27 protein-coding genes are annotated in these 24,387 nt (G+C 41.2%); 25 read left to right on the forward strand and 2 right to left on the reverse strand.

Annotation, left to right across the window (positions count from 1 at the left end):
• Positions 1-29 precede the first annotated feature (29 nt).
• From H7U04_RS02235 to H7U04_RS02350, 24 genes are all read left to right on the forward strand, one after another.
• On the forward strand, positions 30-1,376 hold the full coding sequence (locus H7U04_RS02235; RefSeq protein ID WP_110980963.1) for an acyl-CoA thioester hydrolase/BAAT C-terminal domain-containing protein: 1,347 nt from the start codon (positions 30-32) through the stop codon (positions 1,374-1,376).
• Positions 1,377-1,589: 213 nt separating this feature from the next.
• Complete coding sequence (gene rfbA / locus H7U04_RS02240) at positions 1,590-2,459, forward strand: glucose-1-phosphate thymidylyltransferase RfbA (protein WP_110980962.1); 870 nt, start codon at positions 1,590-1,592, stop codon at positions 2,457-2,459.
• A complete protein-coding gene (locus tag H7U04_RS02245; protein ID WP_003096935.1) occupies positions 2,459-3,052 on the forward strand; it encodes a dTDP-4-dehydrorhamnose 3,5-epimerase family protein in 594 nt (197 codons plus the stop codon). The genes rfbA and H7U04_RS02245 overlap by 1 nt, the downstream gene beginning before the upstream one ends.
• 264 nt (positions 3,053-3,316) lie before the next feature.
• Complete coding sequence (rfbB, locus tag H7U04_RS02250) at positions 3,317-4,363, forward strand: dTDP-glucose 4,6-dehydratase (protein WP_002884100.1); 1,047 nt, start codon at positions 3,317-3,319, stop codon at positions 4,361-4,363.
• A gap of 64 nt (positions 4,364-4,427) precedes the next feature.
• On the forward strand, positions 4,428-5,495 hold the full coding sequence (locus H7U04_RS02255; protein WP_110980961.1) for a hypothetical protein: 1,068 nt from the start codon (positions 4,428-4,430) through the stop codon (positions 5,493-5,495).
• 209 nt (positions 5,496-5,704) lie between these two features.
• A complete protein-coding gene (locus tag H7U04_RS02260; protein ID WP_110980960.1) occupies positions 5,705-6,445 on the forward strand; it encodes a hypothetical protein in 741 nt (246 codons plus the stop codon).
• Between the two features lie 94 nt (positions 6,446-6,539).
• Positions 6,540-7,676, forward strand: coding sequence for a radical SAM family heme chaperone HemW (hemW, locus tag H7U04_RS02265; RefSeq protein ID WP_110980959.1), 1,137 nt, complete (start codon positions 6,540-6,542; stop codon positions 7,674-7,676).
• Positions 7,677-8,420: an acyl-ACP thioesterase domain-containing protein gene (locus H7U04_RS02270; protein ID WP_110980958.1), complete on the forward strand. Its 744-nt coding sequence runs from the start codon at positions 7,677-7,679 to the stop codon at positions 8,418-8,420.
• A gap of 1 nt (position 8,421) precedes the next feature.
• Positions 8,422-9,195 (forward strand): TIGR01457 family HAD-type hydrolase, encoded by a 774-nt coding sequence (locus H7U04_RS02275; protein WP_037601011.1) that lies wholly within the window; start codon positions 8,422-8,424, stop codon positions 9,193-9,195.
• On the forward strand, positions 9,185-9,829 hold the full coding sequence (locus tag H7U04_RS02280; protein ID WP_110980957.1) for a TIGR01906 family membrane protein: 645 nt from the start codon (positions 9,185-9,187) through the stop codon (positions 9,827-9,829). Before H7U04_RS02275 ends, H7U04_RS02280 begins: the two co-directional genes overlap by 11 nt.
• A gap of 8 nt (positions 9,830-9,837) precedes the next feature.
• Positions 9,838-10,572: a PHP domain-containing protein gene (locus H7U04_RS02285; RefSeq protein WP_110980996.1), complete on the forward strand. Its 735-nt coding sequence runs from the start codon at positions 9,838-9,840 to the stop codon at positions 10,570-10,572.
• Between the two features lie 161 nt (positions 10,573-10,733).
• Positions 10,734-11,657 (forward strand): phosphodiester glycosidase family protein, encoded by a 924-nt coding sequence (locus H7U04_RS02290; protein ID WP_110980956.1) that lies wholly within the window; start codon positions 10,734-10,736, stop codon positions 11,655-11,657.
• Positions 11,638-12,027 (forward strand): hypothetical protein, encoded by a 390-nt coding sequence (locus tag H7U04_RS02295; protein ID WP_181419169.1) that lies wholly within the window; start codon positions 11,638-11,640, stop codon positions 12,025-12,027. The genes H7U04_RS02290 and H7U04_RS02295 overlap by 20 nt, the downstream gene beginning before the upstream one ends.
• Positions 12,028-12,776: 749 nt before the next feature.
• On the forward strand, positions 12,777-13,829 hold the full coding sequence (hisC, locus tag H7U04_RS02300) for a histidinol-phosphate transaminase (protein ID WP_110980955.1): 1,053 nt from the start codon (positions 12,777-12,779) through the stop codon (positions 13,827-13,829).
• Entirely contained in the window at positions 13,826-14,806 is a 981-nt protein-coding gene (locus H7U04_RS02305) for an ATP phosphoribosyltransferase regulatory subunit (RefSeq protein WP_110980954.1), read from the forward strand. The genes hisC and H7U04_RS02305 overlap by 4 nt, the downstream gene beginning before the upstream one ends.
• Positions 14,799-15,449, forward strand: a complete 651-nt coding sequence (gene hisG, locus H7U04_RS02310) for an ATP phosphoribosyltransferase (RefSeq protein ID WP_021144333.1) — start codon at positions 14,799-14,801, stop codon at positions 15,447-15,449. The genes H7U04_RS02305 and hisG overlap by 8 nt, the downstream gene beginning before the upstream one ends.
• Positions 15,446-16,729: a histidinol dehydrogenase gene (gene hisD, locus H7U04_RS02315; RefSeq protein ID WP_110980952.1), complete on the forward strand. Its 1,284-nt coding sequence runs from the start codon at positions 15,446-15,448 to the stop codon at positions 16,727-16,729. The genes hisG and hisD overlap by 4 nt, the downstream gene beginning before the upstream one ends.
• 19 nt (positions 16,730-16,748) lie before the next feature.
• The gene (hisB, locus tag H7U04_RS02320) at positions 16,749-17,333 is read left to right on the forward strand and encodes an imidazoleglycerol-phosphate dehydratase HisB (RefSeq protein WP_002888923.1); all 585 of its coding nucleotides are present in this window, start codon (positions 16,749-16,751) and stop codon (positions 17,331-17,333) included.
• On the forward strand, positions 17,330-17,938 hold the full coding sequence (gene hisH / locus H7U04_RS02325) for an imidazole glycerol phosphate synthase subunit HisH (protein ID WP_014634295.1): 609 nt from the start codon (positions 17,330-17,332) through the stop codon (positions 17,936-17,938). Before hisB ends, hisH begins: the two co-directional genes overlap by 4 nt.
• A gap of 48 nt (positions 17,939-17,986) precedes the next feature.
• Complete coding sequence (gene hisA, locus H7U04_RS02330; RefSeq protein WP_022495758.1) at positions 17,987-18,706, forward strand: 1-(5-phosphoribosyl)-5-[(5-phosphoribosylamino)methylideneamino]imidazole-4-carboxamide isomerase; 720 nt, start codon at positions 17,987-17,989, stop codon at positions 18,704-18,706.
• 1 nt (position 18,707) lies between these two features.
• Positions 18,708-19,466: an imidazole glycerol phosphate synthase subunit HisF gene (hisF, locus tag H7U04_RS02335; RefSeq protein ID WP_002890735.1), complete on the forward strand. Its 759-nt coding sequence runs from the start codon at positions 18,708-18,710 to the stop codon at positions 19,464-19,466.
• On the forward strand, positions 19,463-19,801 hold the full coding sequence (gene hisI / locus H7U04_RS02340) for a phosphoribosyl-AMP cyclohydrolase (RefSeq protein WP_110980951.1): 339 nt from the start codon (positions 19,463-19,465) through the stop codon (positions 19,799-19,801). Before hisF ends, hisI begins: the two co-directional genes overlap by 4 nt.
• Before the next feature lie 8 nt (positions 19,802-19,809).
• Positions 19,810-20,124: a phosphoribosyl-ATP diphosphatase gene (gene hisE, locus H7U04_RS02345; protein ID WP_110980950.1), complete on the forward strand. Its 315-nt coding sequence runs from the start codon at positions 19,810-19,812 to the stop codon at positions 20,122-20,124.
• Positions 20,125-20,337: 213 nt separating this feature from the next.
• Complete coding sequence (locus H7U04_RS02350) at positions 20,338-21,132, forward strand: hypothetical protein (protein WP_110980949.1); 795 nt, start codon at positions 20,338-20,340, stop codon at positions 21,130-21,132.
• Between the two features lie 135 nt (positions 21,133-21,267).
• Here the strand turns inward: H7U04_RS02350 and H7U04_RS02355 are convergent, their stop codons facing one another.
• Both H7U04_RS02355 and H7U04_RS02360 read right to left on the reverse strand, forming a co-directional pair.
• On the reverse strand, positions 21,268-21,951 hold the full coding sequence (locus H7U04_RS02355; RefSeq protein ID WP_073950522.1) for a DUF4956 domain-containing protein: 684 nt from the start codon (positions 21,949-21,951) through the stop codon (positions 21,268-21,270).
• A complete protein-coding gene (locus H7U04_RS02360; RefSeq protein ID WP_110980948.1) occupies positions 21,944-22,723 on the reverse strand; it encodes a polyphosphate polymerase domain-containing protein in 780 nt (259 codons plus the stop codon). Before H7U04_RS02360 ends, H7U04_RS02355 begins: the two co-directional genes overlap by 8 nt.
• Positions 22,724-23,104: 381 nt before the next feature.
• On the opposite strand from H7U04_RS02360, the gene H7U04_RS02365 reads away from it, so the two are divergent.
• Positions 23,105-24,382 (forward strand): carbohydrate-binding domain-containing protein, encoded by a 1,278-nt coding sequence (locus tag H7U04_RS02365; RefSeq protein WP_110980947.1) that lies wholly within the window; start codon positions 23,105-23,107, stop codon positions 24,380-24,382.
• Positions 24,383-24,387 lie beyond the last annotated feature (5 nt).

Genomic DNA, 24,387 nt, shown 5'->3' on the forward strand with positions numbered 1-24,387 from the left:
TGAATACTAATAAAAAATGGGGAGGGACTATGTTCCAAAAAGTTAAAGTATATGTGACAGTCTTTGTTTCCTTGTTAGTCATAAGTTTAGGCTTGTCTGTCAAAGCAGGGGCAGCAGAAGACTTGGCTGTGACAAAGACAAGAATTGTCCTAGAGAGTTATGAGTTTGGTCCTGCTGTAACCAAAGTCATTTTTGAATTTAATCAGAAGGTCACACCAGAGGTTGTCCACAGCTCAACCCAGGTTACAACAACAGGAGTTAGTCGTCAGGTGACGAATTCTTATGTGTCCGACGATCAGGGGCATGTGGTCTATTATGATAACAGCAAGTACGTGACGCTTGAATTGAGCCTACCTTCTTATAATCGCTACAATATGGGTGGAAATGCTGAACCTATGTATTTTAACCTTTCTACTTGGACTAACCAATGGCTGGAAAGTTATATGGTATCGATGAAAGATTTGTCAGTAGTGGCAGAAGGTAGTAGTCAGTCGCAAATGGTGTCTTCTGAGCAAGATGCCATCAATAATCGTTTGATGCCAACAACGGAGGTTTTCGATGAGCGAGGGCAGGTAGGTAACATGCAGTATGCGGCTTATAGTGCCCAGACTGGTACAGGAAATAGCACCAAACCTTTGATAGTCTGGCTACACGGCATTGGTGAAAGAGGGACAGATATGAATATTCCCCTTCTTTCAAATGACGTCTATGCACTTACCCAGCCTGATATTCAAGGTCATTTCTTAACAACTGGTGATCAGGCGCGTGGGGTCAATGTGCTTGCTGTTCAAACGCAGACACCTTGGGGGTCGGATAATGCAGCACAACTCAAAGAGACCATTGATACATACCTAGCTAATCACCCAGAGGTAGATAAGGGACGAATTTATCTTGCAGGGGTTTCCAATGGTGGTGGTATGGTCTTGACCATGGGAGCAACCTATCCAGATTATTTTGCAGCTCTCATTCCAATTGCTGCTCCCTTAACTGTTGACCAATCTGGGATTGATAAACTGAAGAACCAGCCTATGTGGTTGATTCACACGAAAGCGGACACAACAGTTCAACCAGAAAATAGTGTCTTGCCTCTATACAAGAGTTTGATTACCTCTGGAGCTTCTAACAAATGGTTTTCATACTTTGAAACAGCTACCGGGACTGATCTTCCTGGTACAGAGTATGATGGGCATTGGGCTTGGATTTATTTCTTCCATGACCAGGTGATTGGCGTTCAGCATCCTGAAAATACGAAAAATTGGGATGGTTATAGTGGTATGGTAGCCACTGACCCAACCTATGGCGGTGGCTCTCGAGCTAGTGTCAATGGGCAAACCTATAACAGTATCTTTGACTGGATGAGTGCACAAAGGCACTGAAGAAGATGATGATTACGCTTTCTAAGGAAAGTGCTACAAGAGGTTATCTTCAATCTAAAAGGGTTTCAATCGAAATCCTTTTTTCATTGGATTAAGAAAATGGACACTTGTGATTTTCTTAATGAAAGCTTAAGAACATAGGGTTTACCGTGACAAGAGGGCTGAAAAATGCTAAAATATAGGTAATATATTAGAGAAAAAAGGAGCCTTCTTATGAAAGGTATTATTCTTGCAGGCGGTTCAGGGACGCGTTTGTATCCATTGACTCGTGCTGCATCAAAACAACTGATGCCGATTTACGATAAACCAATGATTTATTACCCACTATCAACACTTATGTTGGCTGGTATTAAGGAAATCCTCATCATCTCAACACCACAGGACCTTCCACGTTTTGAAGAGCTCCTTGGTGATGGTTCTGAGTTCGGTATTTCCCTTTCTTACGCAGTACAACCAAGTCCAGATGGATTGGCTCAAGCCTTTATCATTGGTGAAGACTTCATTGGTGATGATAGTGTTGCCCTTGTTCTTGGGGACAATATTTTCCATGGCAATGGTCTTTCTGCCATGCTTCAACGTGCCGAAGCTAAGGAAAAAGGAGCTACAGTCTTTGGTTATCAAGTTAAGGATCCAGAACGTTTTGGTGTTGTTGAATTTGACGACAATATGAATGCCATCTCAATCGAGGAAAAACCTGAGCATCCAAAATCAAACTTTGCTGTAACTGGTCTTTATTTCTATGACAATGATGTTGTGAAAATTGCCAAAAATATCAAACCAAGTCCTCGTGGCGAACTTGAAATCACGGATGTTAACAAGGCTTACTTAGAACGTGGTGACCTCTCTGTTGAACTTATGGGACGTGGCTTTGCTTGGTTGGATACAGGCACTCACGAAAGTCTCTTGCAAGCTGCTCAGTACATTGAAACAGTTCAGCGTTTGCAAAATGTTCAAGTGGCTAACCTTGAGGAAATTGCCTATCGCATGGGCTACATTACTAAAGAGCAGGTCCTCGAATTGGCACAACCACTTAAGAAGAATGAATACGGGCAATATTTGCTCCGTTTGATTGGAGAAGCATAATGACTGAACAATTTTTTGGTAAAGAATTAGCTGCACGTAAGATTGAAGCCATCCCAGGTTTACTTGAATTTGATATTCCAGTACATGGGGATAACCGTGGTTGGTTTAAGGAAAACTTTCAAAAAGAAAAAATGTTGCCGCTTGGTTTTCCAGAATCATTCTTTGCAGAAGGAAAATTGCAAAACAACGTTTCTTTCTCACGTAAAAATGTTTTGCGTGGTTTGCACGCTGAGCCTTGGGATAAATACATCTCAGTAGCAGATGAAGGAAAGGTTCTTGGAACTTGGGTTGACCTCCGTGAAGGCGAAACGTTTGGGAATACTTACCAAACAGTGATTGATGCCTCAAAAGGAATCTTCGTTCCTCGTGGTGTTGCCAATGGTTTCCAAGTTTTGTCTGATAAGGTCGCATACAGCTATCTTGTGAACGACTACTGGGCACTTGAACTCAAACCAAAATACGCCTTTGTCAACTATGCTGACCCAAGCCTTGATATCAAGTGGGAAAACTTGGAGGAAGCAGAAGTCTCAGAAGCAGATAAAAACCACCCATTGCTCAAAGACGTTAAACCCCTAAAAGCAGAAGATTTGTAAAAAACATAGCTCTTAAAAGAATCAGTAAAATCATTATATAGTTTTTAGCTTTGCTATAAACGAGCGAAGCGAGCTATATGCTTAGCTTTCCGCCGTGAGAAAAGCACCTGAACCATTTTGTTTCAGGTGCTCGGAAGTTTTGAGACATTAGGCTCAAAACTTAGTCATGGAACTTCGTAGAAGTTCGCTGACGTCCGTACTCACCTAAGGAAAGCTAAAAAAAATTGATTTAAGGAACAATCAAAAAAACTATTTGGAGAAAAAATGACTGAATATAAAAACATCATCGTAACCGGTGGCGCAGGTTTCATCGGTTCAAACTTCGTACACTATGTCTACAACAATCATCCAGACGTGCATGTGACTGTCCTTGACAAGCTCACTTACGCTGGTAACCGTGCTAACATTGAAGAAATCCTTGGTGACCGTGTTGAATTGGTTGTTGGTGATATTGCTGACGCTGAATTGGTTGATAAATTGGCTGCTAAGGCTGATGCTATTGTTCACTACGCGGCTGAAAGTCACAATGATAATTCATTGAACGACCCATCACCATTTATCCACACAAACTTTATTGGTACATACACACTTTTGGAAGCTGCTCGTAAATACGATATTCGTTTCCACCACGTGTCAACAGACGAAGTGTATGGTGACCTTCCATTGCGTGAAGATCTCCCTGGACATGGTGAAGGTCCTGGTGAAAAATTCACAGCAGAAACCAAATACAACCCATCATCACCTTATTCATCAACCAAGGCTGCTTCAGACCTTATCGTTAAAGCATGGGTTCGTTCATTTGGTGTTAAAGCAACGATTTCAAACTGCTCAAACAACTATGGACCATACCAACACATCGAAAAATTCATCCCACGTCAAATCACCAATATCTTGTCAGGTATTAAACCAAAACTTTATGGTGAAGGTAAAAACGTCCGTGACTGGATTCACACTAACGACCATTCAACTGGTGTTTGGGCTATCCTCACTAAAGGTCGTATCGGTGAAACTTACTTGATTGGTGCTGATGGTGAAAAGAATAACAAGGAAGTGCTTGAGCTTATCCTTGAAAAAATGGGTCAACCAAAAGACGCTTATGACCGCGTAACAGATCGCGCTGGTCACGATTTGCGCTATGCTATTGATTCAACAAAATTGCGTGAAGAACTTGGTTGGGAACCACAATTCACAAACTTCGAATCAGGTTTGGAAGAAACAATCAAGTGGTACACAGATCACCAAGACTGGTGGAAGGCTGAAAAAGAAGCTGTTGAAGCTAACTACGCTAAGACACAAGAAGTGCTTAAATAAATGGAAAGTCTATCACTTCAAAGTTAGTGATAGATTTTTCTATTAAGAGAGGTTAGGAGAGATAATGAATAGAAAAGAATGGATTGAATATTTTGAAGCGATTAATAATCGTAAACCCACCATCCAGGAGTGTCAGCAAGCCCTCTTAAATGGTGAATTTGTTATGGAAGGAAGGCAAGCTACTTTTTCCAGCAATGGTAAGTCCGTGACTGGAGGAGCCATACCTTTACCAAATCAAATAGTTAACCAACCTTATGCACAGCAAATGGTCTTTGTTAAGAAGAAAAAGTTTGGGAAGAAGACTTTTATTGGTCTTGGTATTGCTTTATTTCTTATTGTAGCAACAAGTCTTGGCCTCTTTTTGTTTTCTTCCAAAGGAACAAACTTGGGTGGTTTGTGGGTAACTAGTGATAATGCTGGTTTGGTTTATGAGTTAAGTGGGAAAAAGTCAAAACTTGTTGCAGGCCATAGGGAAGAAGAAATCAAAGAAATCTCTATTGGTCAGAAAGTAAGACAGAAGTTTGAAAAAAACTTAGAGGACGTCAGTGATTCAAAACTAAAAACGATTGCTGATTTTGACAAGAAATACCAATTACAGACAAAAGAGATCATCCTGGTAAAGACGGAAGTGTTTGGATACTATAATCTGATTCAGAAAGATGGGACAAACTTTGTTCTAGATTTAACCTTATCAGACCTCTACTACGGATCAAGCACTAAAGATTTAAAAAAGAGATGTCTTTTTCATAAGGCAGAGGTTCCAAAAGTTTTTGTTGGGCAATGGAAAAAATTTGATTCCGATGATGATTCAGAAGGAGAAGGGACTATCTCTGAAAATGGGGTTGTTACTACAGATTCTGATGGTAAAGAAATCTTAATTGCTAAACCTTTAAAAGAATATCTGGTGGATAAATCAGGTAGGGTAGATAAGAATAAAGTACAAAAAGAGTTTACTAAAATTCAAAAGTCTCTTAAGTCACATGGTTATCAGGCTATGAGTGTTAATGACATCTACCACGATTCGAAAAATTTAAACTATTATGTAGTTGTAGATGGTGGCAAGCGCATTATTATCTTGGAGGATAGATACGACCATCTCTTTACAGGTTATCTTGAAAGACAAGACAAATAGTAATTAGGATACCTCTAGCAGATAAGAAGTGCTTAGATCATATCCCAAAGTCTATCATTCCTATAGGGGGTGATAGGCTTTTTTTACTTATAAATACCACATTAACTTATAACAGCGATACAAATGATTACATAAATATTACAAAAATTACACAAAACACTTGATTTTTGTAACAAAATAGATATAATAGACATATAGAAAAGAGGTTTATGAAAATGAAAAGAAAAGTTATTCGTGTTTGCTCTCTTGTTTTGTTGTCTGTAGCTGTTTCTACAACCCTTGTTGGATGTGGCTCTAAGTCAGAAAAAGACACTGCATCATCATCTACAATGTCAACTTCTAAAGTTGTGAAGTCATCAACAAAAACAAAAGCATCTGAGAAGAAATCTGCTAAAAAGTCTAAGACAGAGGATTCATCTTCAAAGGATTCTCAAGGTCAAGAAGAAGCGAGTGCTCCTGAAGCTAGCTCTTCAAAAAATCAAGCCACAGCAGGAACTGATGGTCAAGCAGGAACAAGTGGTAGTGCTGCTTCTGAGTCAAACAAGTCTAGTCAAGCAACAACTGATACTCAAAGTGATGCTCCTGTTCCAGCAGCATTAGTGGGAACTTGGACTGGTACGAGTCCTCAAGCAACAGACATTAGTTTTACAGTTGATGCTGATGGGAACATCACTTCAAAAGCTAATTTCAATGTCGATTACGAACCCTATCGTCAAAGCTCAACAACTGCAAAAGCTGTTCAAATTTCCGGTAATCTCTACGTTTGGGAAGGTGGCGATTTTTCAACCTTGCTTCCTGGTATTACTGGACTAGGGGGAGCTGGTTTCCAAGCTAAGCCTGGTTTTATTCTTGAAAATGGAACCTACACGCCAGTTCAATTCATTTCAGACTTGGGCCCAACCTTTGATTATAGCAACTACAATGCTTTCCCATTCTCATTAACAAAATAATAGGAAGAGGCTATCTGAAGAGATAGCTTCTTTTTTGCCTCAACTCTTATCATTCATGGTCTCATTTCTGCTTAAAAAATGGTAGAATAGTTACATGCAAACAAAACCAACTTCAGCTTATGTGCATATTCCATTTTGCACACAAATTTGTTATTATTGTGACTTTTCCAAGGTCTTTATTAAAAATCAGCCCGTTGATGACTACCTACGGGCTTTGATTCGTGAGTGGGAGCTTTTAGATATCAAGGAGCTTCGCACGCTTTATATTGGTGGAGGGACCCCAACAGCTATTTCTGCCGAGCAATTGGACTACCTTTTAAGTCATCTTCAGAAAAACTTGGATTTGTCAAAGCTGGAGGAATTTACTATTGAGGCCAATCCTGGGGATTTGACGGTTGATAAGATTGAAGTACTCAAAAAATCTGCTGTTAATCGAGTGTCTTTAGGGGTTCAGACTTTTGATGACAAGCACTTGCGTCAAATTGGCCGCAGTCACAATCAAGCACAGATTTATGAAAGCATTGATAGCTTGAAGTCTGCTGGTTTCCATAATATTTCCATTGACCTCATTTATGCGCTACCTGGTCAAACCATGGATCAGGTCAAGGAAAATGTGAGAAAGGCACTGGAACTGGATATTCCACACCTAAGTCTCTACAGTTTGATCTTGGAACATCACACGGTCTTTATGAATAAGATGCGTCGGGGTAAGCTCAATCTGCCAACTGAGGATTTGGAAGCAGAGATGTTTGACTATATTATCCAAGAGTTGGAAAAGAATGGTTTTGAGCATTATGAGATTTCCAACTTTACCAAACCTGGGATGGAGAGTCGTCACAATCTCATGTACTGGAATAATGATGAGTACTATGGTGTTGGTGCTGGAGCCTCTGGTTATGTCAATGGTGTTCGTTATCGCAATAGAGGACCTATCCAGCATTATCTAAAGGCTATAGCTGAGGATGGTCATGCTAGACTTCACGAGGAGCATCTGACTAAGGCGGAGATGATGGAGGAGGAGTTCTTCCTTGGTTTGCGTAAAAAGTCAGGTGTGTCTATTAAACGTTTTGAAGAGAAGTTTGGTTTGTCATTTTCGGATACTTATGGAGACATTGTGAAAAAACTACAGGAAGATGGTCTCTTGGTCAAGGATCCAGAGGTGGTTCGTATGACCAAACGAGGACTCTTTTTGGGAGATAGTGTCGCTGAGCAATTTATCTTGGAGGATTAGATGGGATTAAAATTTAGTATTCCTTATCAGATTCCGTTTTATGAGACGGATATCACGCATCAGGTGAAGTTACCACATTTATTGGCTTTTTCATTGCAAGTATCTGGTATGCAGTCAGAGTCTCTGGGTAATACGGATAAGGAAGTTTTTGATAAGTACGGTCTGGTTTGGATTGTGACAGACTATGCGATTGAGATTGACCGTTTGCCTCGCTACAATGAAAAGGTGACCATTACAACTGAAGCCGTTTCCTATAATAAGATTTTTTGTTACCGTAATTTTTACATCACGGATGAAACTGGTCAACAAATCATGCTCTTTAAGACTACTTTTGCTCTTATGGATTATGAAACGCGTAAGGTAGCCGAAGTGCCAGATGAGGTGGTAGCACCTTATGGGGCTGATAAGATTAAAAAGTTGATTCGAGGGCCTCGCTATAAGGCTTTGGAAAATCCAATTGAGACGCTTTATCGTGTGCGTTATTTTGACCTAGACATGAATGGTCACGTTAATAATAGCAAGTACTTGGAGTGGATGTTGGATGTTTTCGATTTGGACTTTTTGACCAAGTGTACACCAGCCCATATTGACCTCAAGTATGTTAAGGAAATTCATCATGGAGCAGAAATTTATTCAGGTTACGAGTTTGACCAAGAAAGTTTGAGTAGTCAACACCAGATTTGTGTGGATGGCAATATTCATGCTCAGGCTATTATCCAATGGAAAGAAATAGGAGACGAGTAGGATGACATATAAAGGTTATTTGATTGATTTAGATGGAACTATTTACAAGGGGAAGGACCGCATTCCTGAGGGAGAAGCCTTCGTTAAGGAGTTGCAGAAGCGTCAGATTCCCTATCTTTTTGTGACGAATAACAGTATGCGTACACCAGAAATGGTCCAAGAACTTTTGCGTAATCAGTGCGAGTTGGAAACGCCTCTTGAGACCATTTACACAGCAACCTTGGCGACAGTTGACTATATGAATGATATGAATCGTGGTAAGACGGTTTATGTTATCGGTGAGACTGGACTTAAATCTGCAATTGCGGAAGCGGGGTATACGGTAGATGAGGAAAATCCTGCCTATGTTGTGGTGGGCTTGGACCGTGAAGTCACTTATGAAATGTTGGTTAAAGCAACGCTTGCTATCCACAAAGGGGCTATATTTATTGGAACTAACCCAGACTTGAATATCCCAACAGAACGTGGTCTTCTTCCAGGTGCTGGTTCCCTCTTGGCCCTTATTGAGGCGGCTACCCGTGTGAAACCAATCATTATCGGTAAGCCTAAAGCTATTATCATGAATAAGGCTCTTGAAATCCTTGGGACAGAACGTAGCCAAACTATTGTGGTTGGTGACAATTACTTGACTGATATTACAGCTGGCATTAAAAATGACTTTCCAACACTACTTGTGACAACTGGATTTACCAAGGCGGAAGAGGTTGCAGGTCTACCTGTCAAACCAGACCACGTACTTGCTAGTCTAGCGGAGTGGGATTTTGATGCGAACTAGGATTAATGCTGTTCTGACTCCGATTTGGCTCTTGGCCTTGTCTATTCTGGTGACAATTTATCTGGCATGGGGATTCTATTATTTTGATATTGACTGGATGCATCTTATGGACTATGTCATTATCGGAAAGACGGAGCTTTGGCATAATTTCAATGTCCTCATGCAGTACTTGACCTTTCCTTGGGTTGGTCATCTGGCTATGCCTGATTTTCCATCGTCGGAGAGTGGGCTAAAGCATTTTCATGATGTGAAGTGGCTCTTTCATTTGGTACAGGGGCTTGTTATTCTACTGGCTTATCCCGCAGCAACTTCTCTCTGGCGAAATGTGAAGAAGGGCACCTTTGGTCTTTATCGTAGGCTTTATATAAGTCTAGCAATCTTGCCAGTCCTTATTGGGGTTGTGGGAGTTTTTCTCGGATTTGATGAGTTTTTTACGCTCTTTCATGAAGCCCTCTTTCCTGGAGATAGCAGTTGGCTCTTTAATCCAATCTTGGATCCGATTATCAATGTTTTACCAGAAGAGTATTTCCTTCAATGTTTTGTGATTTTCTTTATTATTTATGAGGGGTTGATGGTGAGTTTGACCTGGTTGGCCCATAAGCAGCTTACAATGTATTTGAAAAATAAGGAGTAGTTATGTCTATTCGTGATAACCATTTGCATACCCATCATTCCTATGATTCGGATGCGAACTTTACTGATTATTTGACACATTTTGATGGGGAGATTGTAACGACTGAGCATTATGATCTCTCTAATCCTTATACCAAACAGGACGATGTGCCCGAGTACGAGGCTTATAGTCACGAAATCGAAAGTCTTAACCTCAAGTATGGCAATCGTATTAAACGTGGCATCGAGATTGGTTATTATCAGCCTAGGGAAAAGGATATTTTGGCCTTTTTGGATGGGAAGGACTATGATCTCAAACTGCTTTCTGTTCACCATAATGGGGTCAATGATTATCTTGATGATGAGGTAGCTGATATGGACAAGGCAAGCATTATTCAAGAGTATCTGGACAAGTTGGAGTACGCTATTGGTCGTGTGGACGCAGATGTTCTGGCCCATTTTGACTATGGTTTCCGACTTTTTGACGTGACTGTTGATGAGCTAAAAGCCTATGAGGAGCAGCTCAAACGCATTTTCCAGAAAATGATGGCTAATGATTTGGCTTTTGAGCTGAATGCAAAGAGTATGTATCTCTATCATCACGAAGATCTTTATCGTTATGCCTTGGGCCTTGTTAAGGATTTGGGATGTTGCAAGTATTCTATCGGCTCTGATGGGCATAAGTTAGAGCATTTTCGTCTGAACTTTGATAAGATTCAGGGGCTCTTGAGAGAATTTGATATTACTGAAGATATGATTATATAGCGAAGATGGCTTCAACTGAAGCTGTCTTTTTCTTAAGGAAAACTTAAAGGAAAAGCGTGGTTGTGGGATTTATAGAAGATTTTAAGTTTTGCTTGTTATGCTAATGTCAAGCAAAAGAAACTTATGGTTTCTATCTTATCTTTCAAAATTGGAGGTCTTCTATGAAATTTCTCAAAAGGCATGCCTATGCCTTACTCTTTACCCTTTTTCTGATGGGGGCAAATGTCTACTCTCTCTTAAAGGTCTTTGTCATTCCCTCAGCAGTCTCAACGGTTTCAGCCAATACGACTAGCTCAAGCACATCTTCGTCGACAGCATCTACCAGCACTGGTAAGGTAACTAAGACAGATACGACCTATAAAGATGACAATATGGATATCAAAATCACAACGGGTAAAACCAGTGATACTACTTACTATGTGGCAGATATCAAGCTGTCAAGTGCTGACTACCTTAAAACAGCTTTGGCACAAAATACCTATGGGACCAACATCACCGAGACTACTTCAAGTATTGCTCAGCAAAACAATGCTATCTTTGCCATAAACGGTGACTATTATGGGGCTAATCAGTCAGGTTATGTGATTAAGAATGGTCAAGTCTATCGTGATACTGATCGAAACAGTGATTACGAGGACCTTGCCGTTTACTCAGATGGTAGCTTCAAGACCTTTAAGGAAAGCGATACAACGGCTCAAAAATTGGTTGATTCAGGTGTGGTGAATACCTTTGCCTTTGGTCCAACCTTGGTTGAAAATGGCAAGGTAGCTGTATCAGAAAATGAAGAGGTTGGTCAAGCCATGGCTGACAATCCACGTACAGCCATCGGAGTTATCGAAGAAAGTGACGGCAGTGTGCACTATATTGTCATTGTCTCTGATGGTCGTACCAGTGAGTCGTCAGGATTGACTCTTTATGAAATGGCAGAGTTGATGAAATCTTATGGCGTGACGACAGCCTATAACCTTGACGGTGGTGGCTCATCTACCATGTACTTCAATGGTCAAGTCATTAACAAGCCAACCACAAACGGAAACAAAATCTCAGAAAGGGCGGTGAGTGATATTGTTTACATCGGTTACTAAAAAATCAGCCAGCAAACACTTTTTCACCTACATCGGTTTAACTATTTTTAGCCTAGTCTTTACCTTTGTTTATGAACGCTTTTCTTATGGGGAATCATCCATGTTTATGCGCATGATGTTCTTTGCACCATTGGCTGGAGCACTTATCTATCTACTTACTGGACTGGGGATGTCTTGGGTGAGAAATCGTGCCTCGAAACTTCTCTTTAATTCAGCCATCGCTATTGTCGCTAGTGCTTGTTTAGTTAAAGGTATTGTTGAAGTCTCAGGACGTACAACTAGTGTAGATATGCCCTATTGGTATGTGGCAGCTGGACTACTTTGTTTGAGTATTATGACAGGATTTATCAGACCTAGAAAATTAGCTTAACCATGAGAGCTTGGAGCTGTGCTTCAGGCTTTTTGTCTTGCTTTGAAAAATTATTTAGGATAAATATACAAATTATAGTATGAAGAAATGATTTCAATTTGGGAAATAGTACAAAGAAATTGTCAAAAAAAATAACTGAGCAAGATTTTTTGTGATAGGAATTTAGATAGAACGAAATCTTCTGTAGTGATGAAAGTAGCTGAAAAAAGTAGTGGTTTCCAGTTAAGCGATCACAGTCAGAAGTCTCTTTAGGTATCCACTTGGTTTGTAAAAAGATACCGCATCAACTTTTTATTTATTTGAACTCAATTTCACAGCAGTTTGTTTTGGCTATTAAATATACAAGGATTTCAAGTTTTTATAAAAATATACAAAAAAGGCTTGCTTTGTTTTGAATTTTCAGGTAAAATGAACTAAAATCAAAATCGTTGATAGAAAAAGTCAGATCGTTTCACAGAGAATGCGGGAAGCTGAGAACGCATGAGATCAAAGACGACACATTCTTGAGAGCGTATGCGAACTCTGGATGACAGTAGTGTACGACGGGTGGTTCCGTTAGAGACTAGGAGTTACAAGAGAGATTTTGTGACTTCATGAGGAAGAGGGGGTGACCCCTGTTCGAATTAAGGTGGAACCACGTGCCAACGTCCTTGCAAAAGTTATTTTTGCGAGGACGTTTTTTGCTACACTTTTTTTAGAGTGTGTAGCGAGAAGTACACTTGATTAGAGTCGAACAGAAAGGAAAAACTATGGAAATCAAAGGATTACGAAAGATTGAACCCTATGTAGCGGGTAGTCAGCCTGCTGAGAAAAATATCATTAAGTTGAATACTAATGAAAATGCTTATGGACCAAGTCCAGCAGTCCATCAAGCTTTAGCATCCTTTGATGCCCATCAGTTACGAAAGTATTCGACTTTGGATCAAGCAGCTTTACGTCAGGCTTTGTCTGAACAGTTGGGTGTGCCTGCCGATCAAGTGATTATCGGAAATGGCTCAGACGATATCCTGTCAATGGCTTTTCTAGCTTTCTTTAATAGCGAGGAAGAAGTTTTGTTTCCAGATTTGACCTATGGTTTTTACAAGGTATGGGCAGATTTGTACCACATCCCTTTTAGAGAAGTGCCCTTGAGTTCTTCATTTGAGATAGCTACTCAAGATTATCTGGTTGAAAATGGTGGGATTGTCATTACCAATCCTAATGCGCCAACAGGTATTTATAAACCTTTAGATCAAATCGAGGAGATTATAAAAGCCAACCAGTCGGTAGTTGTGATTATTGACGAAGCCTATATTAACTTTGGTGGGGAGACGGCCTTACCGCTCCTAGAAAAGTATGACAATGTGTTTATCACTAGGACCTTTTCTAAGGATGCCTCCCTTGCTGGCTTGCGTGTCGGTTACGGCATAGGAAGTCCTAAACTAATGGCTGTAATCAATGCCGTCAAGAATTCAGTCAACCCTTATAATGTGGATAGCATTGCGGAAGTCTTGGCGACTGCAGCGGTTAAGTCCTGGGGCTACTATGAGGACACTTGCGCAAAGATTATGGCAACACGTGACTGGTTTAGCCAAGAATTGCAGGCGATTGGTTTTGATATCCTACCTTCAAAAACTAATTTTGTTTTGGTCAAACCTCACGGAGTGACTGCAGGTCAATTGTTTGACTACCTCCAAAGTAAGAAAATTTATGTTCGTTATTTTCCAAAAGTGGAGCGTATTTCAGACAGACTACGCATTTCTATTGGGACGCAGGATGAGATGGAGCGCGTATTAATGACAATACAGGAGTTACAAGCATGAAAAAAACGACATTAGCCTTAGGAATGCACGATAAACTTTTCAAACGTGCCCGTACCATGTATCAGATTGAACACCGTATCTGTGACTTGTTGATGACAAAGGGTTTCCTTCGAATTGAGACACCAACCCTAGAACATTTCGAAGTCTTTAGTGATGTCGTGGACAATGGAAACTATAATTTCTTTGACAAAAATGGAGAGCTTGTTAGTTTACGTCCTGATATTACTAGCCAAATTGGGCGTGTGATTGCTTCGACTCAAGTTCATACACCGATTAAATTTTCTTACTCTGGAAAAGTCTTTAACTACAATGAGGAAATGCGTGGCCTATCAAATGAGCATACGCAGGCTGGTATTGAGATCATAGGATTCCCTGTTCACCAGGCATTGGAAGAAGCAATAGCTTCTGCTAAAGAGGCTCTAGATGCTGCAGGGGTCAAAAATTACAAGTTTGAATTTTCACATGCCCGCCTTCTACAACTCATTTTTGAAGAATTAAACCTTCCAGCTGTAAAAGAAGCAGAGTTGGCGGCCTATATCCGTGACAAATCGATCACCGGTCTTAAGGAGTTCACCAAAGAAAATCCAAGTCAATATGACAAGGTCTTGGAGCAGTTACCCTTCTTGTTTGGTGAGACAAATGCTGTCTTGACCAAGGCTAGACAGTTAACAGACAGTGAAGCCTTTTTGACGGCCTTGGATAGTTTGGAAGTTTTAACTAATCGTTTATCAGATAGTCTCCCAGAGACGACGCTTGATTTGGCTCAATTGCCAGCAGTGCCTTACTACACGGGCATGATGTTTAAGGTCTTCGGTGACAAGGTACCAGATGCCTTTGTATCAGGTGGCCGTTACGATAAACTATTTGAACGCTTTGGAGCTACCGAGTTAACAGCGGTTGGCTGGGCCATTGATATCGACTCAGTTTATCAAGCAGTACATGACGATGTGGAATTTGGAGGTGACTTGGATGACTAGCAATCAAATCACAATTGCCTTGACCAAGGGACGTATTGAGAAAGATACGGTTAAATTACTGGAAAAAGCTGGCTTTGATATGTCTTTCATGGCCGATAAAGGACGTAATTTGATTTTCGAGAGTCCTGACAACCGGTTCCGTTTTCTCTTGGTCAAAGCTCCAGATGTGACTACCTATGTTAGACACGGCGTCGCAGATATTGGGATTGTCGGTAAGGATGTTTTGGTCGAACATCCGACAGGTTATTTAGAAATGTTAGACCTTAATTTTGGTCTTTGTAAATTCTCTGTAGCATCAACAGAAGACTATAACCCTGATGACCATAAGCGTAAACGTATTGCGACCAAGTATCCAACCATTGCGACAGATTATTTTAATCAAAAGGGTGAGGATGTCGAGATAATTTCGATTCAAGGGAGCGTTGAGATTGCCCCCGTCATTGGTCTAGCAGATGCCATTGTTGATATTGTAGAAACAGGGAATACCCTTGTTGCAAATGGCCTAAAAGTTTATGAAGATATTTGCCGTATTTCAGCACGAATGATTGTGAACAAGGCTTCTTTGAAAAATAACAAGGAAGTCCTGCCATTCATTCGCAAGATTGAATCACTTGTAGGGAACGAGGAGGTACCGTTCGAATGAAACGATTAACTGGAACAAATAAAGAAATTGCTGAGCTTCTTTATCAGGAGCAATTGGAACTTTCAAAAGAAAATAGAGACGTTGAAAGCACGGTTCAAGCCATTATTGAGGATGTCAAAAAACGAGGAGACGAGGCCCTTCGTGACTATTCAGCTAAATTTGATAAGGTTGACTTGACTGATTTTGAGGTTGGACAGGATTTGATTGATCAGGCCTTTAAAGAGATTGATCCAGAGGTTTACCAAGCCCTAGTTAATGCCAAAGAAAACATTGAATCTTACCACAAGCATCAGTTGGAGGCTGGTTTTGAGGACCAACCAAGTGAGGGTGTTATTCGTGGTCAATTGATTCGTCCCATCAATCGTATAGGTGTTTATGTGCCTGGAGGAACTGCGGCTTATCCATCATCAGTTCTTATGAATGTCATCCCTGCTAAAATTGCTGGGGTTAAAGAGATTATTATGATTACGCCCCCACAAGAACACTTTGTTCCTGCAATTCTAGTAGCCGCAAAATTGGCTGGTGTGGATAGCATTTATCAAGTCGGTGGGGCTCAAGGGGTTGCGGCCTTGGCTTTTGGTACAGAAACGATTCCAAAGGTTGACAAGATTACAGGTCCCGGAAATATTTTTGTGGCGACTGCTAAGAAACAAGTTTACGGTATTGTCGGTATTGATATGATTGCAGGACCATCAGAAATCGGTGTTATTGCTGATAGTAGCGCTAATCCAACCTATGTGGCAGCCGATCTCTTGTCTCAAGCAGAGCACGATACACGTGCACGCGCCATTTTGGTAACAGATTCTCAAGCCTTGGCTGATGCAGTTGAAAGTGAGATTGAACGTCAACTCAAGCTTTTGCCACGTGAGGCGATTGCTCGTCCATCTATCGAAAATAACGGTCGAATTATTATTGCCAATGATACAGATGCTATGTTTGAACTCATGAACTTAGTTGCGCCAGAACATTTGGAAATTGCTATGGACAAGGCCTATGATTATCTAGAAAAAGTGGAGAATGCTGGTTCCGTCTTTCTTGGTCACTTTACCAGTGAACCAATTGGTGACTACTATGCTGGTGCCAATCACGTTCTTCCAACGACAGCAACCAGCCGATTTTCATCAGCTTTAGGTGTGCACGATTTTGTCAAACGTATCCAATATACGCAGTATGACAAAGTAGCAGTCAATAAGGCTCAACACGATATCACAACCTTGGCTTATGCGGAAGGTTTGCAGGCCCACGCTAAGGCTATTGAAGTCAGAAACGACAATAATTGAGAGAGTAGAGGAAGAAGTTATGAGACAAGCAGAAATTGAACGTAATACCTTTGAAACCAAAATTAAGTTAAGCCTCAATTTGGATGCTCAAGAACCAGTAGATATTCAAACAGGTGTCGGATTTTTTGACCACATGTTGACCTTGTTTGCCCGTCACGGCCGTATGTCTTTGGTGGTGAAGGCTGATGGCGACCTTTGGGTTGATAGTCACCACACCGTTGAAGATGTCGGTATTGTCCTTGGTCAAGCTCTTAAAGAGGCCTTGGGCGATAAAGCAGGTATCAATCGTTATGGAACGGCTTTTGTACCTATGGATGAAACCCTTGGCATGGCAAGTTTAGACTTGTCTGGACGTAGCTTCTTGGTCTTTGATGCTAGTTTCGATAATCCAAAATTAGGTAATTTTGACACAGAACTGGTAGAAGAATTTTTCCAAGCCTTGGCTTTCAATGTTCAGATGAATCTCCACCTCAAGATTCTCCACGGAAAAAACAATCACCACAAGTCAGAAAGTCTTTTCAAGGCTACAGGACGTGCCTTGCGTGAAGCCATCACAATCAATCCTGACATTCACGGCGTAAACTCGACAAAGGGGATGCTATGATTATCGTCATTGATTACGATGCGGGGAATACCGCAAATGTTCTGCGTGCCCTTGAAAAGATTGGTGTGACTGCAGAATTGTCTGCCGATAAAGAAAAAATCCTAGCTGCAGATGGGTTGATTTTACCTGGTGTAGGTGCCTATCCAACGGCTATGGCAGAGTTGGAGCGAAGAGGCTTGGTAGCTGTTATCAAAGAGGCAGTCGCACAGGGAGTTCCCCTTTTGGGAATTTGCCTAGGCATGCAGATTTTAACAGAAAAAGGACTGGAACATGAAGAAACAGATGGTCTTGGCTTTATTCCAGGTGTCTGCCGTCCTATTCCAGCCTGCAAGGAGCAACCTGTCCCACATATGGGGTGGAATAATTTGGCTGTTAAGCAAGCCAGCCCTTTGACAGATGGTTTAGATGGCCAAGCTGTCTACTTCGTTCACAGTTATTTCACAGATGTCCCTAGCCAATACATTGATGTTACCGCAGATTATAGTATTGAGGTGCCAGCCATGATCCATAAAGATAATGTTTATGGGGCTCAATTCCATCCTGAGAAATCAGGGGATATTGGCTTAGGTATTCTTGAAAAGTTTGCAGGTTTATGTAAAGCCTAGAAGCTAGTGAGAGCAAAGACTTTTTAGTTAGAAAGGATGGTAGGGGAGATGCAAATTCTACCAGCAATTGATATTAAGGATGGACAGGCTGTTCGTCTCTTTAAAGGAGATTTCAACCAACAGACCGTTGTCAATCCAGATGTTATTGAGCAGGCAAAGACCTTTAAGGATGCGGGCATTCAATTTATTCATGTCGTCGACTTGGACGGTGCCCTAGATGGTCGTGCCACTAACCGTGACTTGATTGCAGAGGTCAAGAAGGTTTCTGGACTTGGCATCGAAGTTGGTGGCGGTATCCGTACTTTGGAGCAGATTCGTGACTATTTGGAAGTTGGCATCGACCGTATCATTATCGGATCAATGGCCGTTAAAAATCCTGACTTCGTTCGAGCAGCTTTAGAGGAATTTGGTGCCGATAAAATTGTCGTGGGTATTGATGCCAAGGCAGGGTTTGTCGCTACCGAAGGTTGGTTGGAAACAAGCAATGTAGACTACATCACCTTGGCCAAGGAAATGGAAAAGATGGGCGTAACCCTCTTTGTCTATACAGATGTTGATCGAGATGGCACACTGACAGGACCCAATCTTGATCACTACAAACGTTTGGTATCTGAACTCACGACCGCCAAAGTCATTGCTTCAGGTGGAATTGCAGAAGTAGCTGACTTAGATCACCTAGAAGAGATTGGTGTAGCAGGAACCATTGTCGGCAAAGCCTACTATAACGGCAATATCACATTAGACCAACTCAAGTCTTTCGGAGGTTAATATGCTTAAGAAACGTATTATTCCCTGTTTGGATGTCAAGGATGGCCGTGTCGTAAAGGGGGTTAATTTTGTGAATCTGACAGATGTTGGAGACCCTGTTGATTCTGCGCGTGCTTACTATGAGGCTGGTTGTGACGAACTTGTTTTCTTGGACATCACAGCTACTTCAGATAATCGTGAAACAACGGTTGACATGGTGCGTCGTGTTGCCGATCAGGTCTTTATTCCTTTCACGGTAGGTGGTGGTATCCGTTCAGTTGAAGACATGAACAAGATGCTTAAAGCTGGTGCTGACAAGGTTGCGGTTAATTCCTCAGCCCTTGCCAACCCACAACTAATCGCTGATTGTGCTCAAAAATTTGGCAACCAGTGTGTGGTGGCTGCGATTGATGCCAAAAAGATGGCTGATGGGAGCTGGCATGTTTTTGTGGCGGGTGGCCGTAAGGATACAGGTAGGGACCTCATCCAATGGGCTCAAGAAGTCGTCGCCTTGGGGGCTGGAGAAATTCTCTTAACCAGCATGGACAAGGACGGCACTAAGTCTGGTTTTGATTTGGAAATGCTAAATCGTGTGGCGGAAGTCGTTGATGTTCCGATCATCGCTTCTGGTGGCGCGGGAAATATTGAGGACATTGTAGAGGTCTTTGAAAAGACAACAGCGACTGGTGCACTGGCAGCCTCTATCTTCCACTTTGGTGAGGTAAATATAGGCGAAACCAAACAAGTCTTGGCAAATGCAGGAATTGAGGTGAGACGATGACAGAGGTTAAACTTGATTTTGAGAAACAAGGAGGACTGGTTCCGGTTATTGTGACAGACTACAAGACGGGACAGGTGCTCATGTTGGCCTATATGAATGAGGTGTCCTATCAGTTGACCCTAGAGACCAAACAAATGCATTACTGGAGCCGTTCTAGAAACGAGCTTTGGCATAAGGGAGCCACATCTGGTCATTTCCAACATGTCAAAAGCATCAAGACTGACTGTGATCAGGACACCCTGCTTATCGCCGTGGAACAAGAAGGAGCAGCCTGTCATACAGGAGCCTACAGCTGTTTCTTTACGGATATATATGATGACAATCGAGACAGATAGGAGTAGCTATGTTAGAAACACTTTATAAGGAAGCCTTAGATCGTAAAAAGAATCCCAAAGAAGGGTCTTATACCAATTATCTTTTTGACAAGGGGCTAGACAAGATTCTTAAAAAGGTTGGCGAAGAAGCGACAGAAGTTGTGATTGGGGCCAAAAATGCTGATAAAGAAGAAATTGCCAACGAGACAGCAGACGTCCTCTATCACCTAGCCGTTATGCTCGTTGAAACAGGGGTCAGCCCTGAAGACGTTGAAGCCGTACTTAAAGCACGTCAGGGCAAGCAAAGCAATATCCATGACCGAAAAGAAGTAACAGATTATTAAGGATTATCTCAACCGATTTGAACTAAGATGAAAAGCCTGAAGTGATGATTAATTTCAGGCTTTTTTGCTATGAGGAATTTTAATTATTTTGTTCCTCTAACTACCATGAGAAAGCGCTTTAAAATGCTATGATAGGAGTGAAGGAAGCTCGTTTTATTTGAAGGATTTGGTGTGCTTATTTATACAAATCATTGAGGAAAGGAAGGATGTCCTATGAAGAAAAATACTCCTAATATTTTAAAGTTTTCTTACTTAGCTATTCTCCTCCTCTGTTCTATTCTTTTAGTTCGTTGCACAGTGCTACTTCCAATTACTTACTCAAAAGCCAGGGAAAAAACGCAAAGAATCTTGGCTCATAATGGTTTTAAGGGAAAGGTCCAAGTTAAGCTTATCAAAAAGGTGTTTCTAGATTCAGATGGTATTTATGTCGATTATACCTATTCAGAGGACACCTACGATAATCAAACCATATCATTAGATTCACAAATTACTTTTAACCTGGACTGGACAGTTAATGGTGAAGAATATGTGACCCCTGGTCATTACTGGGAAAGCTACTTACAACAAAAATCTGTAAAAAAAGAAGAGCAGAAACTCTTTAAGGAGCTTAAAAAACAATCTTTAGGCCTTGATATCGAAGAATTCTCCTTCAGCGATAATACTACGATTGATCAAGAGGCTGGTAATCGTAAAAAGCATTTAGCTGAGGAAAACCGTAAAAACGGGAAGGATGATTTTTATGGCTATTATCAAATTCCCTACCAAACAATGATTGATGAACACCTTGTCACTATGAGAATAGAAGTAGGCGATACAGAAAATACTAGTAAGAAAGATTTAGAAGAGGCAGTAACTAAACTGGATGCTAGCAAGCTACCAGACGGAGAGTACGAATTTTATTTTTTCACAACTGATAAAGAAAATTCCGCTAACTATGACAATTCCGGATATATTGGCTATACCTTTAACATACAAGATGGTAAGGTTGTCCAAGATGACGATGATTAGATGATACTTTGATTCCTGCGATAATCTCGCACTCCATACTGGCGGCATAGAAGCATAGGCTATAGCTAAGTGAAAATGTTAACCTCAAAACATTCAAAAACATCTCCGAAAATCAGTCGGAGATGTCTTTTTGTCTTATAAATTCTTTTTCTTTTTAGCTTTTTTGGTTAGGGCAAGATCACAATTTTCAATACTTGAGATAAGGTGATTCGTCAATTGGAAGTCATCCACTTGGGGATTCAAATCCACTTCGTAGACCAGCTGCATGGTCTCGCCCCCACCAGTGGTGTTAAGGGAAATCAGGTCGCATTCGCTGGTGAAATTGAGCAAGGTTTTAGTGATTTTTTGATCAATCAAGTCTTGGTAGGAGACGTTAATGGTCAGGAGTCTACGACGTTGGTTGTCGGTACGACTTTGACGATTTTCCAAAAGGAGCCAAACAGCCAATAGAAAGGCGGTGAAGAGGACGGCCAGTAGCAGATAGCCTGTTCCAGATGCCAGACCGATAATCATGGCCATGAAGACGGCGATTAGCTCCCTGGAACCACTAGTCGCTGATCGAAAACGAATGAGACTAAAGGTCCCTGCCACGGCGATAGAGGTCCCCAAACTACCATTGACAAGGAAGATAACTAGGGTCATCAAGCATGGCAGCAAGGTCAAACTGATGGCGAATTCTCTGGTGTAGAGGGTTCGATATTTGTAAGTCCAGGTCAAGGCCAAGCCTAAAACAAGGCTGACCAGTAAGGCCAGCATGAGTTGAAGGGGACTTGCAGTTGCGGTTGCATCATTAAAGATAGAATTGAAGAGATTAGACATAGGCAGCACCTCCTTTTTCTTGAACTGGATGTGGCCCGTAATCTAGACCTTGAGATTTATGATAGGCACAGCTGTATTTTGAGAATTTCTGCTCTTCCAAACCATGTTTGTCTAAGATAGCTTGAAGCCAGTCTGGCTTTTTGCCAGGTGCCTTGATTTCCATGATAATCGTATCTTCATCAAGAAGGGGAAACCCATGATTTCCCTTGAAGAGACTGACGTCTTCATCACGGTAAGTCAGATTTTGGTCTAGGGTCACACGAACTTTATTGTATGCATAGCCTTGGATAGTCTCTTTTTCTTTCATTGAAAAACGGTCGTAGTAGATATACATACGAGGTTTGAGACCTTCATCATAACGCTGACGTAAGTGGTGAATATCCTGTAACAGCTGACGATCGGTGATTTGGCTATGATTCTTACCGTCTGTCATCAAGTTAGTGATGGCAAGCGGTGTTGAAACGAGACGAAACTTATGACCGATTCCCTCCTCATCTTTAGCTTTGACCTCTAGAAAGACCTTGCTATCAATTTTGGGATTGGCTAGGTAGGTACGCATGCGGATTTTCTCTTGACGATGATTACCATCAAGGGCATCTTGGATGACATCAAAATTATCCGTATCAAAGTAAATATTTGAAATGGTAGATGTCGGATAATCATCCTCTACCAAATACTCCTTGAGATCAGCGAGCAGGTCTTCAAGATTGTCCTTTGAGACCACATATTTTGTTTCAATACGTTTAAAACGTGTTTCCAATTGTTTAACCATGAAAAAACTCCTTTTATAGATAAGATACAAAGCCGTAAAACAACTCTCAGGAAAATAGGGGACCAGTCGCAGGAGTTTATCTCCAAGCAGGACCCATCTTTTTCTCCCGAGTTGTAGGCGTGTTCAATTAGATAATATTCAAAGCCTTCACTTTAAGATTTGGCTTTTATTTTTATAGTAGAAAATTAAGTTGAGGGCAAATGTACTATTTTATATAGCACTCACTTGCTCGCCTATTAGTCTATGGAACTTTTCTGAAAGAAGGCCTAAGTCAAACTTTCACCAAACTTAACTTAAGAAAAGTTTTAGTTAACCTTCAGAAATGTTTTAGGGAAGTTCCGTAAACTGTAATCATCAAAACGAATCCGAGAGGAAAAATATATGAAATCAAAAAAACTAAAAAAATGGACGACTTTATTGACCTGTGCGACTGCCCTAACAGTCATGACAGCTTGTAGTCAATCAAGCAGTCAGTCAACTGGGACGACGACTACAAGTTCCAAAACAAGTGCTGTAACATCAACGACCAGCAAGAAAACAAATAAGAACAACAGCAACTATTTTACTTCTAAAGATTCAGACACATCTTATGATGAAAGTTCTGCCTCTAAGATTAAGTTGTCAGGCTCATCTGCGGATGTTTCAGGTGATGGCGTAGCCGTGTCAGGTTCAACCGTAACCATCTCCAAAGCTGGTACCTATGTGATTTCTGGAAAATCTGATGGTGTGCAAATCAAGGTTGACGCTGGCGATTCAGATGATGTTCATATTGTTCTAGATGGTGTTACCATGACGAATACAAATGCAGCCATTAATGCCACAAGTGCTGGTCATGTCTATCTGACACTTAAAGATGGCACTACAAGTAGCCTATCTGATTCAAGTTCTAATAGTGATGAAGATGCGGATGCTGTGATTTTCTCTAAAGGAGATTTGACCATAAACGGTTCAGGTACTCTAAACATTGATGCCAAGAAAAACAACGGTATTAAAGCCAATGACAGCCTTCATATGACTGGCGGTACCTATAAGATTTCCTCAGTCGGTGATGCCTTCAATGTCAACGATGAACTCAACATCACAGGAACAACTATGACCATTGAGGCTGAAGAAGATGCTGTTAAGGTCAACAATGATGACGACACCTCAGCAGGTACCATGTATCTGTCTGACAATACCATGACCATTAAGGCCGGTGATGACGGTATTCATGCCTCTGGTGACCTGATTATTGATAGTGGTACTTACAAGGTTGAAAAATCAACTGAAGGTATCGAAGGTAAATCTGTGACCATCAATGGTGGAAACATCAATGTCTATGCAACGGATGATGGTGTCAATGCGGCCAATGCTAATGCCAGTCAAAGTGAGATTTTCTTCAAGATGACCGGTGGAACCCTAAATGTTGAGGTTGGCGAGGGCGATACCGACCCAATCGATTCTAACGGCGATATTATTGTATCGGGTGGAACAATCAATTTGACTGGTCAGTCTGGCTTTGACTTTGATGGTTCAGCGACCTATACCGGTGGTGACATTACTATTAATGGTGAGAAACAAACTAAGATTGAGAACTCAATGCCTGGTGGCGGAGGCCCTCAAGGTGGCGGTGGTCCCCAAGGTGGTGGACAACCAGGTGGCTTTGGAGGAGGTCACTAAAGAGT

The organism is Streptococcus sp. 22.1 (assembly GCF_016648645.1).
Classification (GTDB): Bacteria; Bacillota; Bacilli; order Lactobacillales; family Streptococcaceae; genus Streptococcus.

Excerpts from the sequence above, each read along its gene's own strand:
- H7U04_RS02235 (WP_110980963.1), top strand. The coding sequence starts at position 30 with ATGTTCCAAAAAGTTAAAGTATATGTGACAGTCTTTGTTTCCTTGTTA.
- rfbA (WP_110980962.1), top strand. The coding sequence starts at position 1,590 with ATGAAAGGTATTATTCTTGCAGGCGGTTCAGGGACGCGTTTGTATCCA.
- H7U04_RS02245 (WP_003096935.1), top strand. The coding sequence starts at position 2,459 with ATGACTGAACAATTTTTTGGTAAAGAATTAGCTGCACGTAAGATTGAA.
- rfbB (WP_002884100.1), top strand. The coding sequence starts at position 3,317 with ATGACTGAATATAAAAACATCATCGTAACCGGTGGCGCAGGTTTCATC.
- H7U04_RS02255 (WP_110980961.1), top strand. The coding sequence starts at position 4,428 with ATGAATAGAAAAGAATGGATTGAATATTTTGAAGCGATTAATAATCGT.
- H7U04_RS02260 (WP_110980960.1), top strand. The coding sequence starts at position 5,705 with ATGAAAATGAAAAGAAAAGTTATTCGTGTTTGCTCTCTTGTTTTGTTG.
- hemW (WP_110980959.1), top strand. The coding sequence starts at position 6,540 with ATGCAAACAAAACCAACTTCAGCTTATGTGCATATTCCATTTTGCACA.
- H7U04_RS02270 (WP_110980958.1), top strand. The coding sequence starts at position 7,677 with ATGGGATTAAAATTTAGTATTCCTTATCAGATTCCGTTTTATGAGACG.
- H7U04_RS02275 (WP_037601011.1), top strand. The coding sequence starts at position 8,422 with ATGACATATAAAGGTTATTTGATTGATTTAGATGGAACTATTTACAAG.
- H7U04_RS02280 (WP_110980957.1), top strand. The coding sequence starts at position 9,185 with ATGCGAACTAGGATTAATGCTGTTCTGACTCCGATTTGGCTCTTGGCC.
- H7U04_RS02290 (WP_110980956.1), top strand. The coding sequence starts at position 10,734 with ATGAAATTTCTCAAAAGGCATGCCTATGCCTTACTCTTTACCCTTTTT.
- hisC (WP_110980955.1), top strand. The coding sequence starts at position 12,777 with ATGGAAATCAAAGGATTACGAAAGATTGAACCCTATGTAGCGGGTAGT.
- H7U04_RS02305 (WP_110980954.1), top strand. The coding sequence starts at position 13,826 with ATGAAAAAAACGACATTAGCCTTAGGAATGCACGATAAACTTTTCAAA.
- hisG (WP_021144333.1), top strand. The coding sequence starts at position 14,799 with ATGACTAGCAATCAAATCACAATTGCCTTGACCAAGGGACGTATTGAG.
- hisD (WP_110980952.1), top strand. The coding sequence starts at position 15,446 with ATGAAACGATTAACTGGAACAAATAAAGAAATTGCTGAGCTTCTTTAT.
- hisB (WP_002888923.1), top strand. The coding sequence starts at position 16,749 with ATGAGACAAGCAGAAATTGAACGTAATACCTTTGAAACCAAAATTAAG.
- hisH (WP_014634295.1), top strand. The coding sequence starts at position 17,330 with ATGATTATCGTCATTGATTACGATGCGGGGAATACCGCAAATGTTCTG.
- hisA (WP_022495758.1), top strand. The coding sequence starts at position 17,987 with ATGCAAATTCTACCAGCAATTGATATTAAGGATGGACAGGCTGTTCGT.
- hisF (WP_002890735.1), top strand. The coding sequence starts at position 18,708 with ATGCTTAAGAAACGTATTATTCCCTGTTTGGATGTCAAGGATGGCCGT.
- hisI (WP_110980951.1), top strand. The coding sequence starts at position 19,463 with ATGACAGAGGTTAAACTTGATTTTGAGAAACAAGGAGGACTGGTTCCG.
- hisE (WP_110980950.1), top strand. The coding sequence starts at position 19,810 with ATGTTAGAAACACTTTATAAGGAAGCCTTAGATCGTAAAAAGAATCCC.
- H7U04_RS02350 (WP_110980949.1), top strand. The coding sequence starts at position 20,338 with ATGAAGAAAAATACTCCTAATATTTTAAAGTTTTCTTACTTAGCTATT.
- H7U04_RS02355 (WP_073950522.1), bottom strand. The coding sequence starts at position 21,951 with ATGTCTAATCTCTTCAATTCTATCTTTAATGATGCAACCGCAACTGCA.
- H7U04_RS02360 (WP_110980948.1), bottom strand. The coding sequence starts at position 22,723 with ATGGTTAAACAATTGGAAACACGTTTTAAACGTATTGAAACAAAATAT.
- H7U04_RS02365 (WP_110980947.1), top strand. The coding sequence starts at position 23,105 with ATGAAATCAAAAAAACTAAAAAAATGGACGACTTTATTGACCTGTGCG.